General features: G+C 30.8%; 15 protein-coding genes and 1 tRNA gene. 14 read left to right on the forward strand and 2 right to left on the reverse strand.

Annotated features, from left to right (window positions below; genetic code table 11):
* Positions 1-78: 78 nt before the first annotated feature.
* Positions 79-1,482, forward strand: a complete 1,404-nt coding sequence (locus DWX29_RS02035) for a spore germination protein (RefSeq protein ID WP_022089542.1) — start codon at positions 79-81, stop codon at positions 1,480-1,482.
* A gap of 193 nt (positions 1,483-1,675) precedes the next feature.
* Here the strand turns inward: DWX29_RS02035 and DWX29_RS02040 are convergent, their stop codons facing one another.
* Positions 1,676-2,764, reverse strand: coding sequence for an FAD:protein FMN transferase (locus DWX29_RS02040; protein WP_022089543.1), 1,089 nt, complete (start codon positions 2,762-2,764; stop codon positions 1,676-1,678).
* A 296-nt stretch (positions 2,765-3,060) separates the two neighbouring features.
* On the opposite strand from DWX29_RS02040, the gene DWX29_RS02045 reads away from it, so the two are divergent.
* The 11 genes from DWX29_RS02045 (at position 3,061) to DWX29_RS02095 (ending at position 14,209) form a co-directional block, all read left to right on the forward strand.
* A complete protein-coding gene (locus tag DWX29_RS02045; RefSeq protein WP_158562645.1) occupies positions 3,061-3,432 on the forward strand; it encodes a NusG domain II-containing protein in 372 nt (123 codons plus the stop codon).
* A 9-nt stretch (positions 3,433-3,441) separates the two neighbouring features.
* Complete coding sequence (locus DWX29_RS02050; protein ID WP_118565068.1) at positions 3,442-3,948, forward strand: Gx transporter family protein; 507 nt, start codon at positions 3,442-3,444, stop codon at positions 3,946-3,948.
* Complete coding sequence (ruvA, locus tag DWX29_RS02055; RefSeq protein WP_118565069.1) at positions 3,945-4,538, forward strand: Holliday junction branch migration protein RuvA; 594 nt, start codon at positions 3,945-3,947, stop codon at positions 4,536-4,538. Before DWX29_RS02050 ends, ruvA begins: the two co-directional genes overlap by 4 nt.
* A gap of 34 nt (positions 4,539-4,572) precedes the next feature.
* Positions 4,573-5,565, forward strand: a complete 993-nt coding sequence (gene ruvB / locus DWX29_RS02060; RefSeq protein WP_022089547.1) for a Holliday junction branch migration DNA helicase RuvB — start codon at positions 4,573-4,575, stop codon at positions 5,563-5,565.
* Between the two features lie 71 nt (positions 5,566-5,636).
* On the forward strand, positions 5,637-6,041 hold the full coding sequence (gene zapA / locus DWX29_RS02065) for a cell division protein ZapA (RefSeq protein ID WP_022089548.1): 405 nt from the start codon (positions 5,637-5,639) through the stop codon (positions 6,039-6,041).
* A 109-nt stretch (positions 6,042-6,150) separates the two neighbouring features.
* Positions 6,151-8,301 carry a U32 family peptidase gene (locus tag DWX29_RS02070; protein ID WP_118565070.1) on the forward strand — a complete coding sequence of 717 codons (2,151 nt, stop codon included), beginning with the start codon at positions 6,151-6,153 and terminating at the stop codon, positions 8,299-8,301.
* 13 nt (positions 8,302-8,314) lie between these two features.
* Positions 8,315-9,748: an FtsW/RodA/SpoVE family cell cycle protein gene (locus DWX29_RS02075; protein ID WP_022089550.1), complete on the forward strand. Its 1,434-nt coding sequence runs from the start codon at positions 8,315-8,317 to the stop codon at positions 9,746-9,748.
* Entirely contained in the window at positions 9,657-11,132 is a 1,476-nt protein-coding gene (locus DWX29_RS02080; protein ID WP_118565071.1) for a penicillin-binding transpeptidase domain-containing protein, read from the forward strand. Before DWX29_RS02075 ends, DWX29_RS02080 begins: the two co-directional genes overlap by 92 nt.
* Before the next feature lie 293 nt (positions 11,133-11,425).
* On the forward strand, positions 11,426-11,878 hold the full coding sequence (locus DWX29_RS02085; RefSeq protein ID WP_022089552.1) for an NUDIX hydrolase: 453 nt from the start codon (positions 11,426-11,428) through the stop codon (positions 11,876-11,878).
* Positions 11,879-11,922: 44 nt separating this feature from the next.
* Positions 11,923-12,537 carry an epoxyqueuosine reductase QueH gene (locus tag DWX29_RS02090; protein WP_022089553.1) on the forward strand — a complete coding sequence of 205 codons (615 nt, stop codon included), beginning with the start codon at positions 11,923-11,925 and terminating at the stop codon, positions 12,535-12,537.
* A gap of 73 nt (positions 12,538-12,610) precedes the next feature.
* Positions 12,611-14,209, forward strand: coding sequence for a chitobiase/beta-hexosaminidase C-terminal domain-containing protein (locus DWX29_RS02095; protein WP_118565072.1), 1,599 nt, complete (start codon positions 12,611-12,613; stop codon positions 14,207-14,209).
* A gap of 352 nt (positions 14,210-14,561) precedes the next feature.
* Here the strand turns inward: DWX29_RS02095 and DWX29_RS02100 are convergent.
* A tRNA-Leu gene (locus DWX29_RS02100) sits at positions 14,562-14,643 on the reverse strand.
* Positions 14,644-14,803: 160 nt separating this feature from the next.
* Between DWX29_RS02100 and DWX29_RS02105 the strand changes: the two genes are divergently transcribed.
* Positions 14,804-15,157, forward strand: a complete 354-nt coding sequence (locus DWX29_RS02105; RefSeq protein ID WP_158574481.1) for a zf-HC2 domain-containing protein — start codon at positions 14,804-14,806, stop codon at positions 15,155-15,157.
* 27 nt (positions 15,158-15,184) lie between these two features.
* On the forward strand, positions 15,185-17,821 hold the full coding sequence (polA, locus tag DWX29_RS02110; RefSeq protein ID WP_118565073.1) for a DNA polymerase I: 2,637 nt from the start codon (positions 15,185-15,187) through the stop codon (positions 17,819-17,821).
* Positions 17,822-17,840: the final 19 nt, after the last annotated feature.

Raw genomic sequence — 17,840 nt, forward strand, 5'->3', positions numbered from 1 at the left:
ATGAAAATGCCGGAATTAACATATAATGCGAATAAAATTAAGAAAATCTCACACTATATACTAGTGTGAGGTTTTTTTATGGAAAAATTTATTGACTCAAAAATTGAAATTACTGAGAAGAAAATAGATGAAATACTAGCTATTGGAACAAGCTATGATTTATTGAAAAGGAAAATTACTATTGGAGATAAAAATGCTGTTCTATATTTTATTAATGGATTTTGTGATGAAGATGTAATGGAAAAAGTTATTGAAGCTTTAACATCAGTTAAATCAGAAGATATTCCGAATGATAAAGAAAATTTTATTGCAAACATCATTCCTTATATTGAAACTTCAGATGAAAGTAACGAATATAATATTATTACTGCGATTTTATCCGGGATTGTTTGCTTGATTGTAGATGGATATGAAAGTGCTTTTTTAATTGATGCAAGAGAATATCCGGCAAGAGGAGTTGAAGAGCCTGAAAAATATAAGGTATTAAGAGGTTCAAGAGATGGTTTTGTTGAAACTTTAGTATATAATACTGCATTAATCAGAAGAAGAATACGAAGTCCTGAGTATAGATGTGAAATAACACAAATAGGAGAATGTTCAAGAACTGACGTGGCAATATGTTATATTGAAGGAAGAGTCGATAAAGAGGCACTTAATTTGATTAAAGATAAACTGGCAAATGCAAAAATAGATGCGTTAGCAATGAATCAGGAAAGTCTTGCTGAATGTATTTATAAAGGAAGCTGGATTAATCCTTTCCCAAAGTTTAGATACACAGAACGACCTGATACTGTTGCTGCATCAGTAATTAATGGACAGATTGCAGTACTGGTAGATAATTCGCCGGCGGCTATGCTTTTACCAACTACAGTATTTGATGCTATAGAAGAAGCAGATGATTATTACTTTTCACCTCTTACCGGTACTTACCTTAGATTGGCAAGAGCCTTTATTACAATTATATCCATACTTCTGACTCCATTATATCTTTTATATGCAGTGCAGCCGGAATTGCTTCCAAATTGGTTAATATTTACAAAGGTATCTGATGAGTTAAATATCCCAATTATCTGGCAACTATTAATGCTTGAAATTGGTGTAGACGGTTTGAAATTGGCGGCAATTAATACTCCTAATATGCTAAACACACCGTTAAGTTTGATAGCAGCAATAATTATTGGGGAATTTACAATAACTACAGGGTGGTTTGTACCTCAAACTCTTTTATACATGGCTGTAGTAGCAATTGCAAATTTTACTCATGAAAATTATGAATTTGCATATGCGATAAAATTTTTAAGAATTATTTTACTAATTTTAACAGCGATATTTGGATTATATGGATTTATTGGAGGAGTTATATTTACAGCAGTTGTAATCGGAATGAATAAAACGATTACAAACACAAGTTATATATATCCTTTAATACCATTTGATTTAAAAAAATTTTGCAGACAGTTCTTTAGAACAAGTAAAAAATAATTATAAAACAGTTATAATTTGAAAAAAATGATAGTTTATAAAAAATGTATTTTACAGATATATATTTCTATCAGATTATAACTGTTTATTACATAAAAATGTCCTACAAATCGCAAGAGTAGTTAATACAAGACAATTCGTAAGACATTTTATTTTCTATATCAAAATATGAAATAATTTTAGTTTGTGTTTATTATTCAGCTTCATTTACTTCTTCTGTTAATGATTCTGGAGAAACAACTGAAATTGTAGGAACTCCATCTTCTCCTTCATCCAAGACAAGTCCGCTTGAAGTATGGATTGTGTAATCTTTATCAATAAATACTGCTTCGATTTCTGGTGTATTTTCTATTAAACGCATGCCTTTTTTTAACCCTAAAGCAAAACAAGTTGTACTTAATGCATCACCACTTAAGGAATCCTCGGAAATAATAGTTACAGATAAAAGTCTGTTATCAACAGGATAACCTGTTTTTGTGTCTAAAATATGATGATATATTTTTCCGTCCTGTTTGAAATATCGTTCATAAGAGCCTGAAGTTACAATTGATAAATTTGAACCTTTTACAATTGCTGAATATTCTTCGGATGAACCAAATGGTTTTTGAATTCCTATATTAAAATTGCCACCATTTTTTTTGCCACCAATTGTAACAATATTTCCACCAAGATTTATTATTGCTGAAGTAACACCTGTCTGAATCATATAGCTTTTTATTTTGTCTGCAACAAATCCTTTTGCAATTCCACCTAAATCTATTTTTGCTTCAGGGTCTGCTAGTGTAACTGTAGAATCGTTGACGGATATATTTTCGTAGTTTACATGTGACAATGCATTAGTAATATCATCTGATGACGGAACGGATGGATTATCACCTGTAATGTTCCAAAGTATACTCAATGGGGCAATAGTAATATCAAATGCACCATTAGATAATTCGCTATAATAAATACTATCTTCTATTAATTCAGCAACTACAGGTTTTACCTCTACAGGCTGCCCATTTGAATTGTTAATGGCTGAAACGTCACTTGAATCTTTGGTTCTGCTAAATAGTTTTTCGTAATTATAACAAAGACCAAAGCATTCATTTATTATATCATCAGCTGATTCATCACCACTACAACTGTTTATTGTAAGTGTAACAACAGTATTGAAACATTCGTGTGTTGCTGTTGCCGTAGTACTTGATGATGTGGAAACACATCCTGTAAGAGGCATAGCAAGAAGTGTGATGACTATTGTAAGAGATAACAGCTTTTTTAATAAAGTTTTTTTCATAATATTCTCCATATTCATATATCGTTTAGTATGATGTCGTGGTTAAAATTTTTTTGCCCAATTATAAGCAAACTTATGTGAACTTAGACCATTTTGCTTTGGCATCTTAATATATAACTATCGCTTATTATAACACATTTTATTTTATAAATTAGCAGAAAATACTGATTGTATAAAAAATATAATTATGTTATCATTCTATAGGTAAACGTTTGTTCTGATTTATATAAAAATATATAAATTAATGAAACTAATAAATGATGTCGGGGTCAAAAACTCTCAATTTTGGTGTGATAATGAAGTTAAAAAAATATGATATTATAGCTATTATTTGTGTTGCTGTAATTGTAATTATAAGTTATATTACGGTAAATTTGTTAAGAAACGATGAAGCGGATACAGTTGTTATATATGTAGATGGAAAGATAGAGAAAAAGCTTGATTTAAACAAAAATCAGGAATATAAAGTTAATGTTGATAACGGATATAATATTATTCGGATTAAAGATAAAAAAGCAAAGATAAAAGAGTCGGATTGTAGTAATCAGACATGTGTTAATATGGGAACTATCAGTAAAGATGGACAGACATTAATTTGTCTTCCACATAAGGTAGAAGTTACTATAGTTTCAGATGATAAATCAGAAGTAGATGTAATTGCCAGGTAGGAGAATGACATGAGTAAGAAAGTACCTTTGTTAGGAATGTTTGTTGCTTTTGCTGTTATTTTAAGTTATGTTGAGTCATGCATTCCTGTTTTAGGCATCCCGGGAATGAAAATAGGACTTGCTAATTTAGCTATTATAATAGTACTTTATTTGGAAGGAACAAAAGAAGCGACCGTATGTAATTTTGTCAGAATATTAATAGTAGGATTTATGTTTGGAAATTTGTTTAGCATTTTTTTCGCATTAGCAGGTGCAACTTTAAGCATGATAGTTATGGTGATAATGAAGAAAACTAATAAATTTTCAATTATGATAGTAAGTATGTTTGGCGGAATTTTTCATAACATAGGACAGATTGTTGTCGCATCATTTGTAGTTGATAATTATTATATTTTTGGATATTTACCTATTTTAATTTTAACTGGTGCTGTTACAGGTGCAATAATAGGTATAGTAAGCAGATTGGTCCTTGATAGAATAGATAAATTTTACAATAATAAAGGAGATATACAGTGATAGGATTTGTTGAAGGAATTATTGAATATATTGATGTAGATAAGATTGTTGTGAATAATAATGGTGTTGGGTATAACGTTTTTATGCCGGCATCTCAGATAGATACATTGAATGTGGATGAAACAGTAAGAGTGTTTACATATTTGAATGTAAGAGAAGATGCAATGCAATTGTTTGGTTTCCTTACAAGAGACGATTTAGAAGTATTTAAATTGCTTATTACCGTAAATGGAATAGGACCAAAAGGAGGACTTGCCGTCTTATCTACAATTACTACGGATGACTTGAGGGTTGCCGTTATTTCAGAAGATGCAAAAGCTATTTCAAAGGCTCCTGGAATTGGTGCAAAGACAGCACAAAAAGTTATTATTGAGCTAAAGGATAAATTAAATTTAGAAGATGTACTTGAGCCTAAATTAGATGCAAACTTTCAAGTTAATGATAATAATTCTATGTCAGAAGCAGTTATGGCACTTGTAGCACTTGGCTATTCACAGGCAGATGCTTATAGGGCAGTTAAGAGTATTGATAATATAGAAGAACTAGACGTAGAAAACGTAATTAAAATGGCATTAAAAAAGATTTACTAATCAATGTAGAATTATGTGAAAAAGGAGTAGAGTAATGTCCAGAAGAATAATTACTACTGAACCTGAATATGAAGATATTGCTATAGAAAAGACGCTAAGGCCTCAGGGATTAGATGAATATATAGGTCAGGAAAAAATTAAAACTAATTTAAAAGTTTATATAGAAGCTGCGAAAGCAAGAGGTGAATCTTTAGACCATATTTTGTTTTACGGACCACCCGGTTTAGGAAAGACAACATTGGCATCGATAATTGCTAACGAGATGGGAGTAAATCTTAAAGTTACATCTGGACCTGCCATTGAAAAGCCCGGCGAAATGGCAGCAATATTAAATAACTTAGGCGAAGGTGATGTGCTTTTTATAGATGAAATTCACAGATTGAATAGACAGGTAGAGGAAGTACTTTATCCTGCAATGGAAGACTTTGCAATAGACATAATGATAGGAAAAGGTACAACAGCACGTTCAATAAGACTTGATTTGCCTAGATTTACTTTAGTTGGTGCAACTACCAGAGCAGGTTTACTTACTGCACCACTTAGAGATAGATTTGGTGTAATTAACAGGCTTGAGTTTTATACAGTTGATGAATTAAAGACAATCATTACACGTTCAGCTAAAGTATTAAATGTGGAAATTGATGAGGATGGTGCAGTTGAAATGGCAAGACGTTCAAGAGGAACCCCTAGACTTGCTAACAGACTTTTAAAAAGAGTGAGAGATTTTGCACAAATTAAATATAACGGACATATTACAAAAGAGGTTGCAGATTATGCACTGAATCTTTTGGATGTAGATAAGATTGGATTAGATAAAGGGGATAGAACAATACTTGAAACAATTATTTATAAATTTGCAGGAGGACCTGTAGGACTTGATACTTTGGCGGCCTCAATTGGTGAGGATTCAGGAACTTTAGAGGATGTATATGAACCATATTTAATTCAGAATGGTCTTATACAACGTACTCCTAGAGGAAGAATTGCAACACCTATCGCTTATGAGCATTTAGGGATAAAACAATAAATGGTTGTATTTGTAAAAAATTGTGATAAAATTAACGTAGTTTATACTTGAATACAATGAGGAGAGTACATATGTCAGCGAAGAATGTAATTGACGTGATAATAGATGGAAAGATATATACTATAGGCGGATTTGAAAGCGAAGCTTATTTACAGAAACTTGCTACATATATTAGTAGTAAAATATTAGAATTTAAGCAGGATGATGCCTATCGTAGACAGAAAATTGATACACAGAAGACTTTATTAGAAATTAACATTGCAGATGACTATTTTAAGGCAAAGAAGCAGGCTGATTTTCTTCAGGTAGAGATAGAAGAAAAAGATAAAGAAAATTATGATTTAAAACATGATTTAATTACAGCAGATATGAAGATTGAATCGTTAGAGGCACAGCTTCAGGAAGCAAAAGATAAGAATATCGAACTTCAGAAAGAAATAGTAAAATTGCAGACAGAATTAAAAAATAAGAAATAACAAAAGCACATATAATATAAGCTTAATAAGTTATTGTGACTGGGAAACAATAAAAAAGACCTGTAGCCGGTCTTTTTTAAGTTTAAAGCAGTTAACGACCGGAGGAATAATGAAAGTAGAACTTTTAGCACCAGGTGGTTCATATGAAACTGTTATTGCGGCACTTAATGCAGGGGCAGATGCAGTTTATACCGGTGGTGAAAAATTTGGAGCAAGGGCAAATGCGGACAATCTAACTATTGAACAATTAAAGTCCGTAATCGATTACGCTCATTTGCATGGCAGAAAGATATATTTGACAATAAATACACTGCTTAAGGAGAATGAAATAAAAAAGGAACTTTATGATTATCTTGAACCATTATATGTTCATGGCTTAGATGCAGTTATAGTTCAGGATTATGGAGTTTTGGAATTTGTAAGAAAATATTTCCCGCAGTTACATGTTCATGCCAGTACACAGATGACAATATTAGGTGAACTCACTGTAAAAGAGTTGAAAAATAAAGGGGTAACAAGAATTGTTACTCCAAGAGAACTATCAATTCCGGAAATTAAAAAAATTATAGAAAATTGTGATATAGAAATCGAAAGTTTTGTACATGGTGCTTTATGTTATTGTTATTCAGGCCAGTGCCTTTTAAGTAGTTACATTGGCGGTAGAAGTGGAAACAGGGGGAGATGTGCCCAGCCATGTAGAATGGAATATGATGTTGTAAAGAATGGTAAAGTGCTTAATCCGGGAGATTCAAAGTATGTATTAAGTCCTAAGGATATTTGCACATTGAAAATATTGCCGGATATTATTGAATCAGGTGTTTATTCTCTTAAAATCGAAGGAAGAATGAAGAAACCTGAATACACGGCAGGAGTTGTAAGTATTTATAGAAAGTATATTGACTTATATTTACAGTTTGGTCGAAAAAAATATAAAGTAGATAATAATGATATAAAGAAATTGAATGACCTTTTTAATAGAAAAGGATTTAGTGAGAGTTATTATAAAACATATAACGGTAAAGAAATGATTACATTTTCTAAACCTGATTTTAGAGCAGCTAATGAAGGTTTAATAAAGGAAATTCAGAACAAATATATTAATACTAACTTAAGAAAAAATATAGATATATTTGTTACAATAAAAAAAGATTCTCCAATGGAAGCTGTTGGAATATGTGGTGAAAATGTTGTTACCGTATATGAAGATTTGCCTGATGAAGCAAAAAAACTACCTACAACTTCTGATATGGTAAATGAAAAAATGGCAAAGCTTGGAAATACACCATTTAAAGTTGAAAAAATAGAAACTTATATCGATGACAATTTATTTGTAACCATTGGTAAAATAAATCAATTAAAGAGAAAACTGATTGATGAAATGACAAAAAGCATTATTGACAGATATAAAAGAAATAATGCTTTACCATATGAAAATGTAGAGAAAAATACAATAATATGTAATGATAAAAAACTAGAGACAGCGTTGGTTTCTAATTTTGAACAGTATAAAACTATTGAAAAATGGAATAGAATATCAAGAATATATATAGAAGCATCAGAATTTACAAGACAGGAAATTGAAGAAGTAGTAAACAACAAAACTAAACAGATATATATAGCAATGCCATATATATTCAGGGAAAAAGACAAGGCTTATTTTTCAAAAGAATATATAGGAATGTTAAATAAATTTGATGGTGCATTAATTAGAAATATGGAGGAATATTTCTGGCTTAAAAATATAGATATGGTAAAAAATTATATTTTTGATTATAATGTATACGTTATGAATAGTTTTTCACAACAATTTATCTGTAAAACAGATGATATAACATATACTGTTCCTGTAGAATTGAATTATAAAGAAATGTTTGATATGGGATGTATCGGTCAGGAAATGATTATATATGGTTATATGCCTGTAATGACAACTGTAAATTGCATTGCTAAAAGTTGTGATATGTGTCAAAAGTCAAAAGAGATTTACAGTTTAAAAGATAGAAAGAGTGAATATTTTAAGGTGAAATGCGTTTGCGATTATTGCTATAATCTTATATATAATTGTAAGCCGCTTTCATTGATTGATTATAATAATAAAATTGATAAACTAAAGTTAAACAGTATAAGATATTCTTTTACATTCGAATCAAAAAAACAAATTAAAAATATGATTGAACATATAGATAATAAAGAATATGATTTGTTATTTGAAAATAATAGTGAAATAACAAGAGGACATTTTAACAGAGGAGTGTTATAACCGGAGATAAGATATGGAAACTTTGTACGTTACTGCAGCTAAATATATTTTTGTGTTACTAATGGCGGTATATACATGGGAATGTTTTAGTGCATTAAAAACAAGAAAAGAAAGAAAGACAGCAAGAATATTTCACAGACAGAATGCAATAATATTTATTGTTTATGTTTTGGGAATATCCGTTGTATATTTGAAAAATCCCTCTAATTTTACAGTTATATTAGCGGGAGCACAGTTATGCTATTTAGTAATAGTATTAGGTATTTTTCCAATAATTTATTCTAATATAAGCAGAGCGGTATTAAGCAATATGTGTATGCTTTTATCTATTGGATTTATCATGCTTGCACGACTTAATTTTGAAACAAGTGTCAGACAGTTCATTATTGTTGCCGTTGTGACAATGGCATCTCTTATTGTTCCATTTTTGATGAGTAAATTCCAATTATGGAAATATCTGACATGGGTATATTGTTTCGTTGGAATAGCAGCTCTTATAGCAGTTTTGTTCCTTGGAGATGAAGATTATGGAGCGAAACTTGCAATTGAAATTGGAAATTTTAAATTCCAACCATCAGAATTTGTTAAAATTATCTTTGTATTTTTTCTTGCAGGTTATTTGGCTGAACATAATAAATTTAAAGACGTGTGTATTTCTGCAGTTTTAGCAGCTATATATGTTTTGATTTTAGTAGCTTCAACAGATTTAGGAAGTGCTTTAATCTTTTTTATGATTTATTTATTTATGCTATTTGTTTCAACAAGAAATATTATATATTTGTTTTTAGGAGCCGGAGGGCTATCAGGTGCTTCGGTAATAGCGTATCATCTTTTTTCACATGTGCAGGAGAGATTTATTGCATGGAGAGATCCATGGTCAGTTATAGATAATGCAGGCTATCAGGTTGCACAGTCATTATTTGCTATTGGAAGTGGTGGATTTATGGGAACTGGATTGTATGAGGGCTCGCCTAAATATATTCCTGTAGTTACTGAGGACTTCATCTTTTCTGCTATAGCAGAAGAATTTGGCGGTCTATTTGCAATGCTTTTAATTTTAGTTTGTTTTAGTTGTTTTATTGCATTTTTGAAAATTGCGATGGAACAGGCAAATATGTTTAATAAACTTGTGTGTGTAGGTCTTGGTGTAGGCTATGCAGTACAGGTATTTCTTACAATAGGTGGTGCACTTAAAATGATTCCATCAACAGGTGTAACTTTACCTTTAGTAAGTAGTGGTGGTAGTTCAATACTAAGTACATTATTTGTGTTTGCAATTATGCAAGGTTTAGCAATTGTGGGAACTAAAGTAAAAAGAAACGTAACGCGAAGAATTCCAACGGAAGGATTAGTCAATGAACAGAGACAGACAGAGAGAATACGACAGCTTGAAAGAACAGGCGAAATTGGAAAAGTCGGAAAGAAAAAAAAGAAAAAAATTAAATAGTGAAATTATGACTACAACGATAATTTTTGCACTTATTTTCTTTGTAATGATAGGATATTATGTGTATTTTCTTGTTGTAGAGAGTCATGATGTTGTAAATAACGATTATAATAAAAGAATTGATGGATATGCTGAAACTGTAGTAAGAGGAACTATATTTAGCGCTGATGGAGATAAACTTGCATATACTAAAACTGATGATGCAGGTAATGAAACCAGAGAATATCCATATGATGAATTATTTTCTCATGTAATCGGAATAAAAAATCATGGAAAATCAGGTTTAGAGAAAGTTTACAATTACGAGCTTTTAAGTACAAATGTCAGTCCTATTCAAAAAATAGTCGACGATTTTATGAATGTAAAAGAAAAAGGAAATGATGTATATACAACATTAGATGTTTCTTTGCAAAAAAGTGCTACTGATAGTTTGGGTAAAAATAAGGGAGCTGTAGTTATCATTGATCCAGAGAGTGGAGCAATCAAAGCTATGACTTCGAAGCCAAATTATAATCCGAATACAATTGATGATATTTGGGATAAACTGGCAAAAGATACAAGCGATAGCAGACTTGTTAATAGGGCTACTCAGGGAAAATATACACCGGGTTCAATATTTAAAATTGTTACAACATTAGAATATATGCGTGAAAATAAAAATTATAATGATTTTCATTTTAATTGTAAGGGTAGTACAACTATAAATAATGTATCTATCAAATGCTTTGATGGACATGCACATTATAGTGAAGAATTGATTGACGCATTTGCATATTCATGTAACAGTGCTTTTTCAACTATTGGAACTGAACTTGATATGACAAAGTTTGCAAGCACAGCAAAAGGATTGTTATTTAATGAAAAATTACCTGTTGAAATTGAATATAACAAGAGTGAATTTAATTTGTCAAATGAATCAACTACATTTGACATAATGCAGACAAGTATAGGTCAGGGAACTACATTAGTTACACCAATTCATATGGCCATGATAGCTTCATCAATAGCTAATAATGGAAAATTGATGAAGCCATATCTTGTTGATAAAATAGAATCAAGTGATAAATCTGTAGTTACAAAGACAGAGAATGAAGAATATGCCAGCTTAATGACTAAAAAAGAAGCAAAGCAGCTCCAGAAATATATGAGAGCCGTTGTTGAATATGGAACTGGTAAAATCATGGCATATTCAAAATATACAGCGTATGGTAAAACAGGAACTGCTGAAATAGATAAGAATAATAATGTAAATTCGTGGTTTGTCGGATACGGAGAAAAAGATGGTAAAAAAATTGCCATTGCAGTTGTAATTGAAGACATGCCTGAAGGAAGCGATTCAGCAGTAAAATGTGTAAAAGCAATATTCGATGATTATTTTGAGTAATGTGTGTCATTATAATAAATGATGCCAGAGTCAAAAGGTTTAATCCTACATGAACCTGCTCATAAGTGGGTGAAAGCTCTTGTGACCCGTTCCAAGATCATATAATTTTGTTGAATAATAATTTAATAACAATGTTTTATTGAAATACCAGATAAGATTTTGTATACTAAAGTATGAATGTTTGATATGTATTGATGATAATTTTGTATATAATCTTTACATACGTTAGATGCGTTTAGGCAACTCTCAAGCATATGAACACCATAAACATATTGACTTACAGGAGGATTGTTATGCAGAAAGCAGTAAGTTGTGGTGGTGTTGTAATATTTCGTGGCAAAATATTAACTTTATATAAGAATTATAAGAATCGATATGAAGGATGGGTTTTGCCAAAAGGTACGGTTGAACAGGGAGAAGAGTATAAACAGACTGCATTGCGTGAAGTGTGTGAAGAAACAGGAGTTAATGCACATATTGTTAAGTATATCGGAAAAAGCGAATATAATTTTAACATACCAGGCGATACAGTTCATAAAGAAGTTCATTGGTATTTAATGATGGCGGATAGTTACTACAGCAGGCCACAAAGAGAAGAATATTTCCTTGATTCAGGATACTATAAGTTTATAGAAGCTTATCATTTGCTGAAATTTCCTAATGAAAAGCAGATACTTGAAAAAGGATATAATGAGTATCTTGAGTTGAAAAGACAAAATTTATGGGGAAATAAAAAATATTTATAAGGAAGTAGAGGCATTTGCATCCGCAGAGGCCTCTTTATATGTAAATGAATAAAATAAATTATCAAAAGGAATTAGAAAAAACAATTAATGGAATTGTAAAAAATAATGAAAAACCTAAATTGTTACTTCATGCATGTTGTGCACCATGTAGCAGTTATGTTCTTGAATATTTATCAAATTATTTTTTGATTACAGTCTTGTTTTATAATCCTAATATATCAACAAAGAAGGAATATGATTATAGAGCCTCAGAATTAGAGAGACTTATTAAAGAAATGCCATTGGTTAATGAAGTAGATTTGGAGATTATGGAATATGACGATGGAGAATTTTATGATATTGCAAAAGGATATGAAGAATGTAAAGAGGGAGGAGAAAGATGCTTTAGATGTTATGAACTTCGCCTAAGAAAGGCTGCAAAGTATGCATCAGAAAAGAACTTTGATTTCTTTACAACAACTTTATCCATTAGCCCATTAAAAAACTCAGAAAAATTAAATTCTATTGGAGAAAAACTGTCGATAGAATATAAAATTCCATATTTGTTTTCAGACTTTAAGAAGAAAGAGGGTTATAAAAGATCGATAGAGTTGTCGAAAGAGTATGATTTATATCGACAAAATTACTGTGGATGTGTATATTCACAGAGAGATGAATAGAGTATATGTTTACAAAGAAATGGTAATTATGATATATTCAAGTAAAATCCATAATTAAGAAGGAGATGTAATTATGAATTGTCCAAAATGTGGAGCAAAATGCGAAAGTGATCAATCTTTTTGTGTTGTTTGTGGAGCACCGTTATATTCAAATGGTGACAATGAGACCGTCAATAATATTGATTTGAATAATGATGATCTCTCTGCAACCAGAATAGTAAGCGGGATTAGTTCAGATTTAAATACCACAAAGACCAATATTGATTTACATAAAAAAGATGTAATGGAAACCACGATTAATAGAAAACCGATTGATTTTGAAGAGAATACTTTTGAAGAAAATGAAAAGAAAAAAGAGCCTCAGATAAGTAGATTTGACAATCAGAAATCGAGAATTAAGAACGATGAACCATCTTATCAAAGTGTAAATAAAAAGCCTAAAAAGAAAAGTAAAAAGAATATAATTATATTAACAATATTAGGAATATTATTTGCAGCTGTAATAGTTGTTTCTGTTGTGCTGTTTACAAGATCAAAAAATGAAGAAAAGTTTAATAAGTATTATAAAGCAGGAAACGATTATTACGATGCTAAAAACTATGCAGCTGCAGCGACTCAATATAATAGTGCATCTAATCACGCAATAAATAATTCAGAAAGAGTGTCCGTATATGAAAAATTATGGCATTGCTATGAATATATGGGTGAATATGCCGATGAAGAAATTAGTGTTCTTGAGAAACTTATTTCATTAAACCCAAAAGAAATATCATATTATGAAGCGTTGATTATTTTGTATCAAAATAATGATATGAGTGATAAAATTGATAAATTAATTGATTCGGTTGAAGATTATTCCATTAAAGAAAAATTGTCTAATTTTGATGGAACAATTCCAAATCCAAGTGTGGAAACAGGAACATATAGCAAACCGATAGAAATATCATTACATGTATCTAATAATTTGGATATATATTATACTCTCGATAGTTCAGAACCATCAGAAGATAGTATAAAGTATTCCACGCCAATTAAATTTGAAAAACAGGGTACTTATACTATTAAAGCTATTTCTATTGATTCAAATGGAAAGAGTAGTAAAGAATTGACTGCCAGATATAGATTAGAGTTTCCTACAGTAAATATGCCGGTGGTAAGCATTGACAGCGGAGTTTATGATACTCAGAAGAAAATAACGGTAACTGCCGATGCAGATTGCAAAATATATTATACTAAAGATGGAAGTATTCCTGATTCTAAATCAACAGAATATACAAAAGAAATTAAGATGCCAAAAGGAAATACGGTATTTTCATTTATTGCAATGAATTCTGAAGGAATATACAGTAAAGTTGTAACAAGAGTTTATGATTACGAAGAAGTATATGAATATTCATATGATCAGGCAGTAAGCATGCTTACAACAATTCTTGTAAAAAATAAAACAATGGAAAATGAATATGGTGAGTATAAAAATGGTGATGTAGCATACTTTACGTATAAGAGCATTGCCAAAGTAGAAAAAAAGAACTATTATATTGTTTCGTTTTCAATAGAATCTGATTCAGGTTCAATAACAAAAGAAGATACATACGCAATTTCATGCGACACAGGGGCATGTTTTAGAGCAAATGTATCTGGAGATTCGTATTCATTAGTTGAAATTAAATAATGTAAATATAAATTGCCAGCTTAAAAAAATATAAAGCTGGCAATTTTATTTATGCACATGGCTTTGCCATAAATAACACTTCGAATCCGCTACGCTACTTCTCAGTGATTATACATTCGTCAAATACTATCAGCCTTTTTTTGCAAGCAAAAGGCAAAAAGCCTGACATATTATAATTTTTGTTATGCACATTGCTTTGCCATGAATAACACTTCGAATCCGCTACGCTGCTTCTCAGTGATTATACATTCGTCAAATACTATCAGCCTTTTTTGCAAGCAAAAGGCTGATAGTATTTGACTCATTGTGCATAACAAAAAGGCACAAGATATATCTTGTGCCTTTTATATAATGCGGATGGCGGGACTTGAACCCGCACGGGGAAACCCCGGCAGATTTTGAGTCTGCTTCGTCTGCCATTCCGACACATCCGCATACAACGAAATAGATTGTAACATTGATATATAAAAAAGTCAATTACTTTTTTGCTTTGACGTGTAATAGTAAATGATGTATTATAATGGTATTGCAAAGAGGTTGAATTTTTGTGTAAAAAGGAGAATAATAAGTAAATTACTTGTTATGAATAAATGTATGGAATGCAGAGAATTTCAAAATTTAATTCATGATTTTATTTTTGATAAAATTGAATATACAGATGAACTTGAAGAATTTATTGAACATGCAAGAACCTGTAAAAAATGTAGGGAAGATTTAGAATTATATTATTTAATTAATAGAGGTTTAGGTGATGTACCGGCACCTGACAATAGTGGAGAGGATGTTGGGTATGACCAGGAATTAGAAGATATATTCAGTTTTTATGATGAATGGTTTACAAAACAAAAAAAACAAAAGTGGGCAACTAAAATATCAATTGTTGTATGTGGCATTATAGTTATATGTATAATTGGATTTTTAATTGGCGTTCTTATTGGATATATATAAATAAACAGATGGAAATGGAGAAATCAAGTGAGAGATAAATTAGTATTAATAGATGGACATAGTATTTTAAACAGAGCATTTTATGGTGTCCCTGATTTTACAAATTCTGAAGGAACACATACAAATGCTATTTTTGGTTTTTTAAATATTTTGTTTAAAATTATTGATGAGGAAAATCCAAAATATTTATGCGTTGCATTTGATGTACATCAACCTACATTTAGGCATGAAATGTACAAAGAATACAAGGGTACAAGAAAGCCAATGCTTCCTGAATTAAAACAGCAGGTACCTTTGATGAAAGAAATGCTTAAGGCTTTGAATATTAAAACAACTGAACTTGCTGGATTTGAAGCTGATGATATACTTGGAACACTATCTAAAGCAGGTGAAGAGCAGGGACTTGAGGTGTCTGTTATTTCAGGAGATAGAGATTTACTTCAGTTAGCAACAGAACATGTTAAAATCAGAATCCCTAAAACAAAAAAAGGAAAAACAGAAATTGAAGATTATAATGTTACACAGGTATTAGAAAAATACAGCGTGACACCTAAGGAATTTATTGATGTGAAGGCACTTATGGGAGATTCTTCTGATAATATTCCAGGAGTTCCGGGGATTGGAGAAAAAGGTGCAACTACAATTATAAGTGAATATGGTTCTATTGAAAATGCATTTGAACATGCAGATGATATAAAAAATAAAAGAAACAGAGAAGCTTTAAAAGAACATTTTGATATGGCCCAAATGAGCAAAACACTTGCTACTATAAATACAAGCGTACCTGTTGAAGTGAAAATATCTGATTGTGTTTTAGAAGATATGTTTAATAAAGAAGCACTTGCAATGGTAAAGAAATTTGAATTTAAAAGCATGATTTCTAAATTTGATTCAATAAGCACAGAAAATACTTTTGAAGAAAACTTTAAGATAATGGAGGATTTTGGTGAAGTTGAAAATCTATTGTCAGAAATTCAAAAATTAAAGAAAGTTGGATTGTTTATCGATTTAAATAATGATGAAATCAGAGGAATTTCTATAACTATAAGTGATGATGAAACATACTATATTCCTGTAAGTGGGTTTATAACAGGTGAATATTTAAAAGAAAAATTAAATTATATTGTAAGTAATGCTGTAGAAGTTAGTGTGAATGATATAAAAAGTAATCTTAGATTTGTAGAAACGGAGACTGAAAATAAATTATTTGATGCAGGAATTGCAGCATATTTACTTAATCCCTTGAAATCTACTTACGAATATGATGATATAGCAAGAGACTATTTAGAGTTTGAAGTGCCTGCATATGATGAAATTTTCGCAAATTATAAAAAGGATAAAAGTGTTTTAGAAAACATAGATAATATTTCTAAATATGCTTCATATAATTCTTATGTATTGTATAAATCTATTGAACCTTTAAAAGAAAAATTAGAAAACGAAGGAATGATAGATTTATATGAAAAGATTGAGCTTCCTTTGACGTATGCATTGTATGATATGGAAAAAACAGGTATTAAGGTTGAGGCTGATTCATTAAAAGAATATGGTGATAAGCTAGCTGAAAGTATTAAAACGCTTGAAGAAGAAATTTATAAAGAGGCCGGACATGAATTTAAAATAAATTCACCTAAACAGCTTGGTGAAATTTTATTTAACGAAATGGGTCTTCCGGGTGGCAAAAAGACAAAAACAGGTTATTCGACATCTGCGGATGTTTTAGAAAAATTAAAGCCGGATTATCCGTTTGTTGAAAAAATATTATCTTACAGACAGGTTACAAAATTAAAATCAACTTATGCAGATGGACTTGCCGGGTTTATAGAAGAAGATGGTAGAATTCATGGCAAATTTAATCAGACAATTACTGCGACAGGAAGAATCAGCAGTACTGATCCAAATCTTCAGAACATTCCTGTTAGAACTGCACTTGGTAGAGAAGTTAGAAAAGTATTTGTTCCAAAAGAAGGATGTGTGTTTGTAGATGCAGATTATTCTCAGATTGAACTTAGAATTTTAGCTCATATGTCAGATGATGAGAATCTGATAAATGCTTATAAAGAAGCAAAGGATATACATCAAAGCACAGCATCTTTGGTATTTAATGTACCTTTAGATGAAGTTACTAAAGAACAGAGAAGCAATGCTAAAGCAGTAAATTTTGGAATTGTTTATGGAATCAGTTCATTTGGATTAAGCCAGGATTTATCAATCAGTAGAAAAGAGGCTGATAAATATATCAAGGACTATTTTGTAAGTTATCCGGGCGTAAAAAAATATTTGGATGATGCTGTCGAAAGTGCAAAAGAAAAAGGCTATTCAGTTACTTTATTTGGAAGAAGACGTCCGATACCGGAATTGAAAAGTGGCAATTTTATGCAAAAATCGTTTGGGGAAAGAGTTGCCATGAATGCACCGATTCAGGGAACAGCTGCAGATATTATGAAAATCGCAATGATTAACGTGGACAAAGCTTTAAAAGAACAAAATTTAAAATCAAAGATAGTATTGCAGGTTCATGATGAATTGTTGGTTGAAGCTTACAAAGATGAAGTGGAACAGGTAAAACAAATTTTAGTTGATAATATGAAGAATGCGGCTGATTTGCGTGTGGCGTTAGAAGTTGAGGTTGAAGTTGGGAACAACTGGAATGAAGCTCATTAAAGATTACTTCATAATACAA

Origin of the sequence: Eubacterium sp. AF19-12LB, from assembly GCF_003479125.1 — a bacterium.
GTDB classification, from domain to species: domain Bacteria; phylum Bacillota; class Clostridia; order Lachnospirales; family Lachnospiraceae; genus Eubacterium_U; species Eubacterium_U album.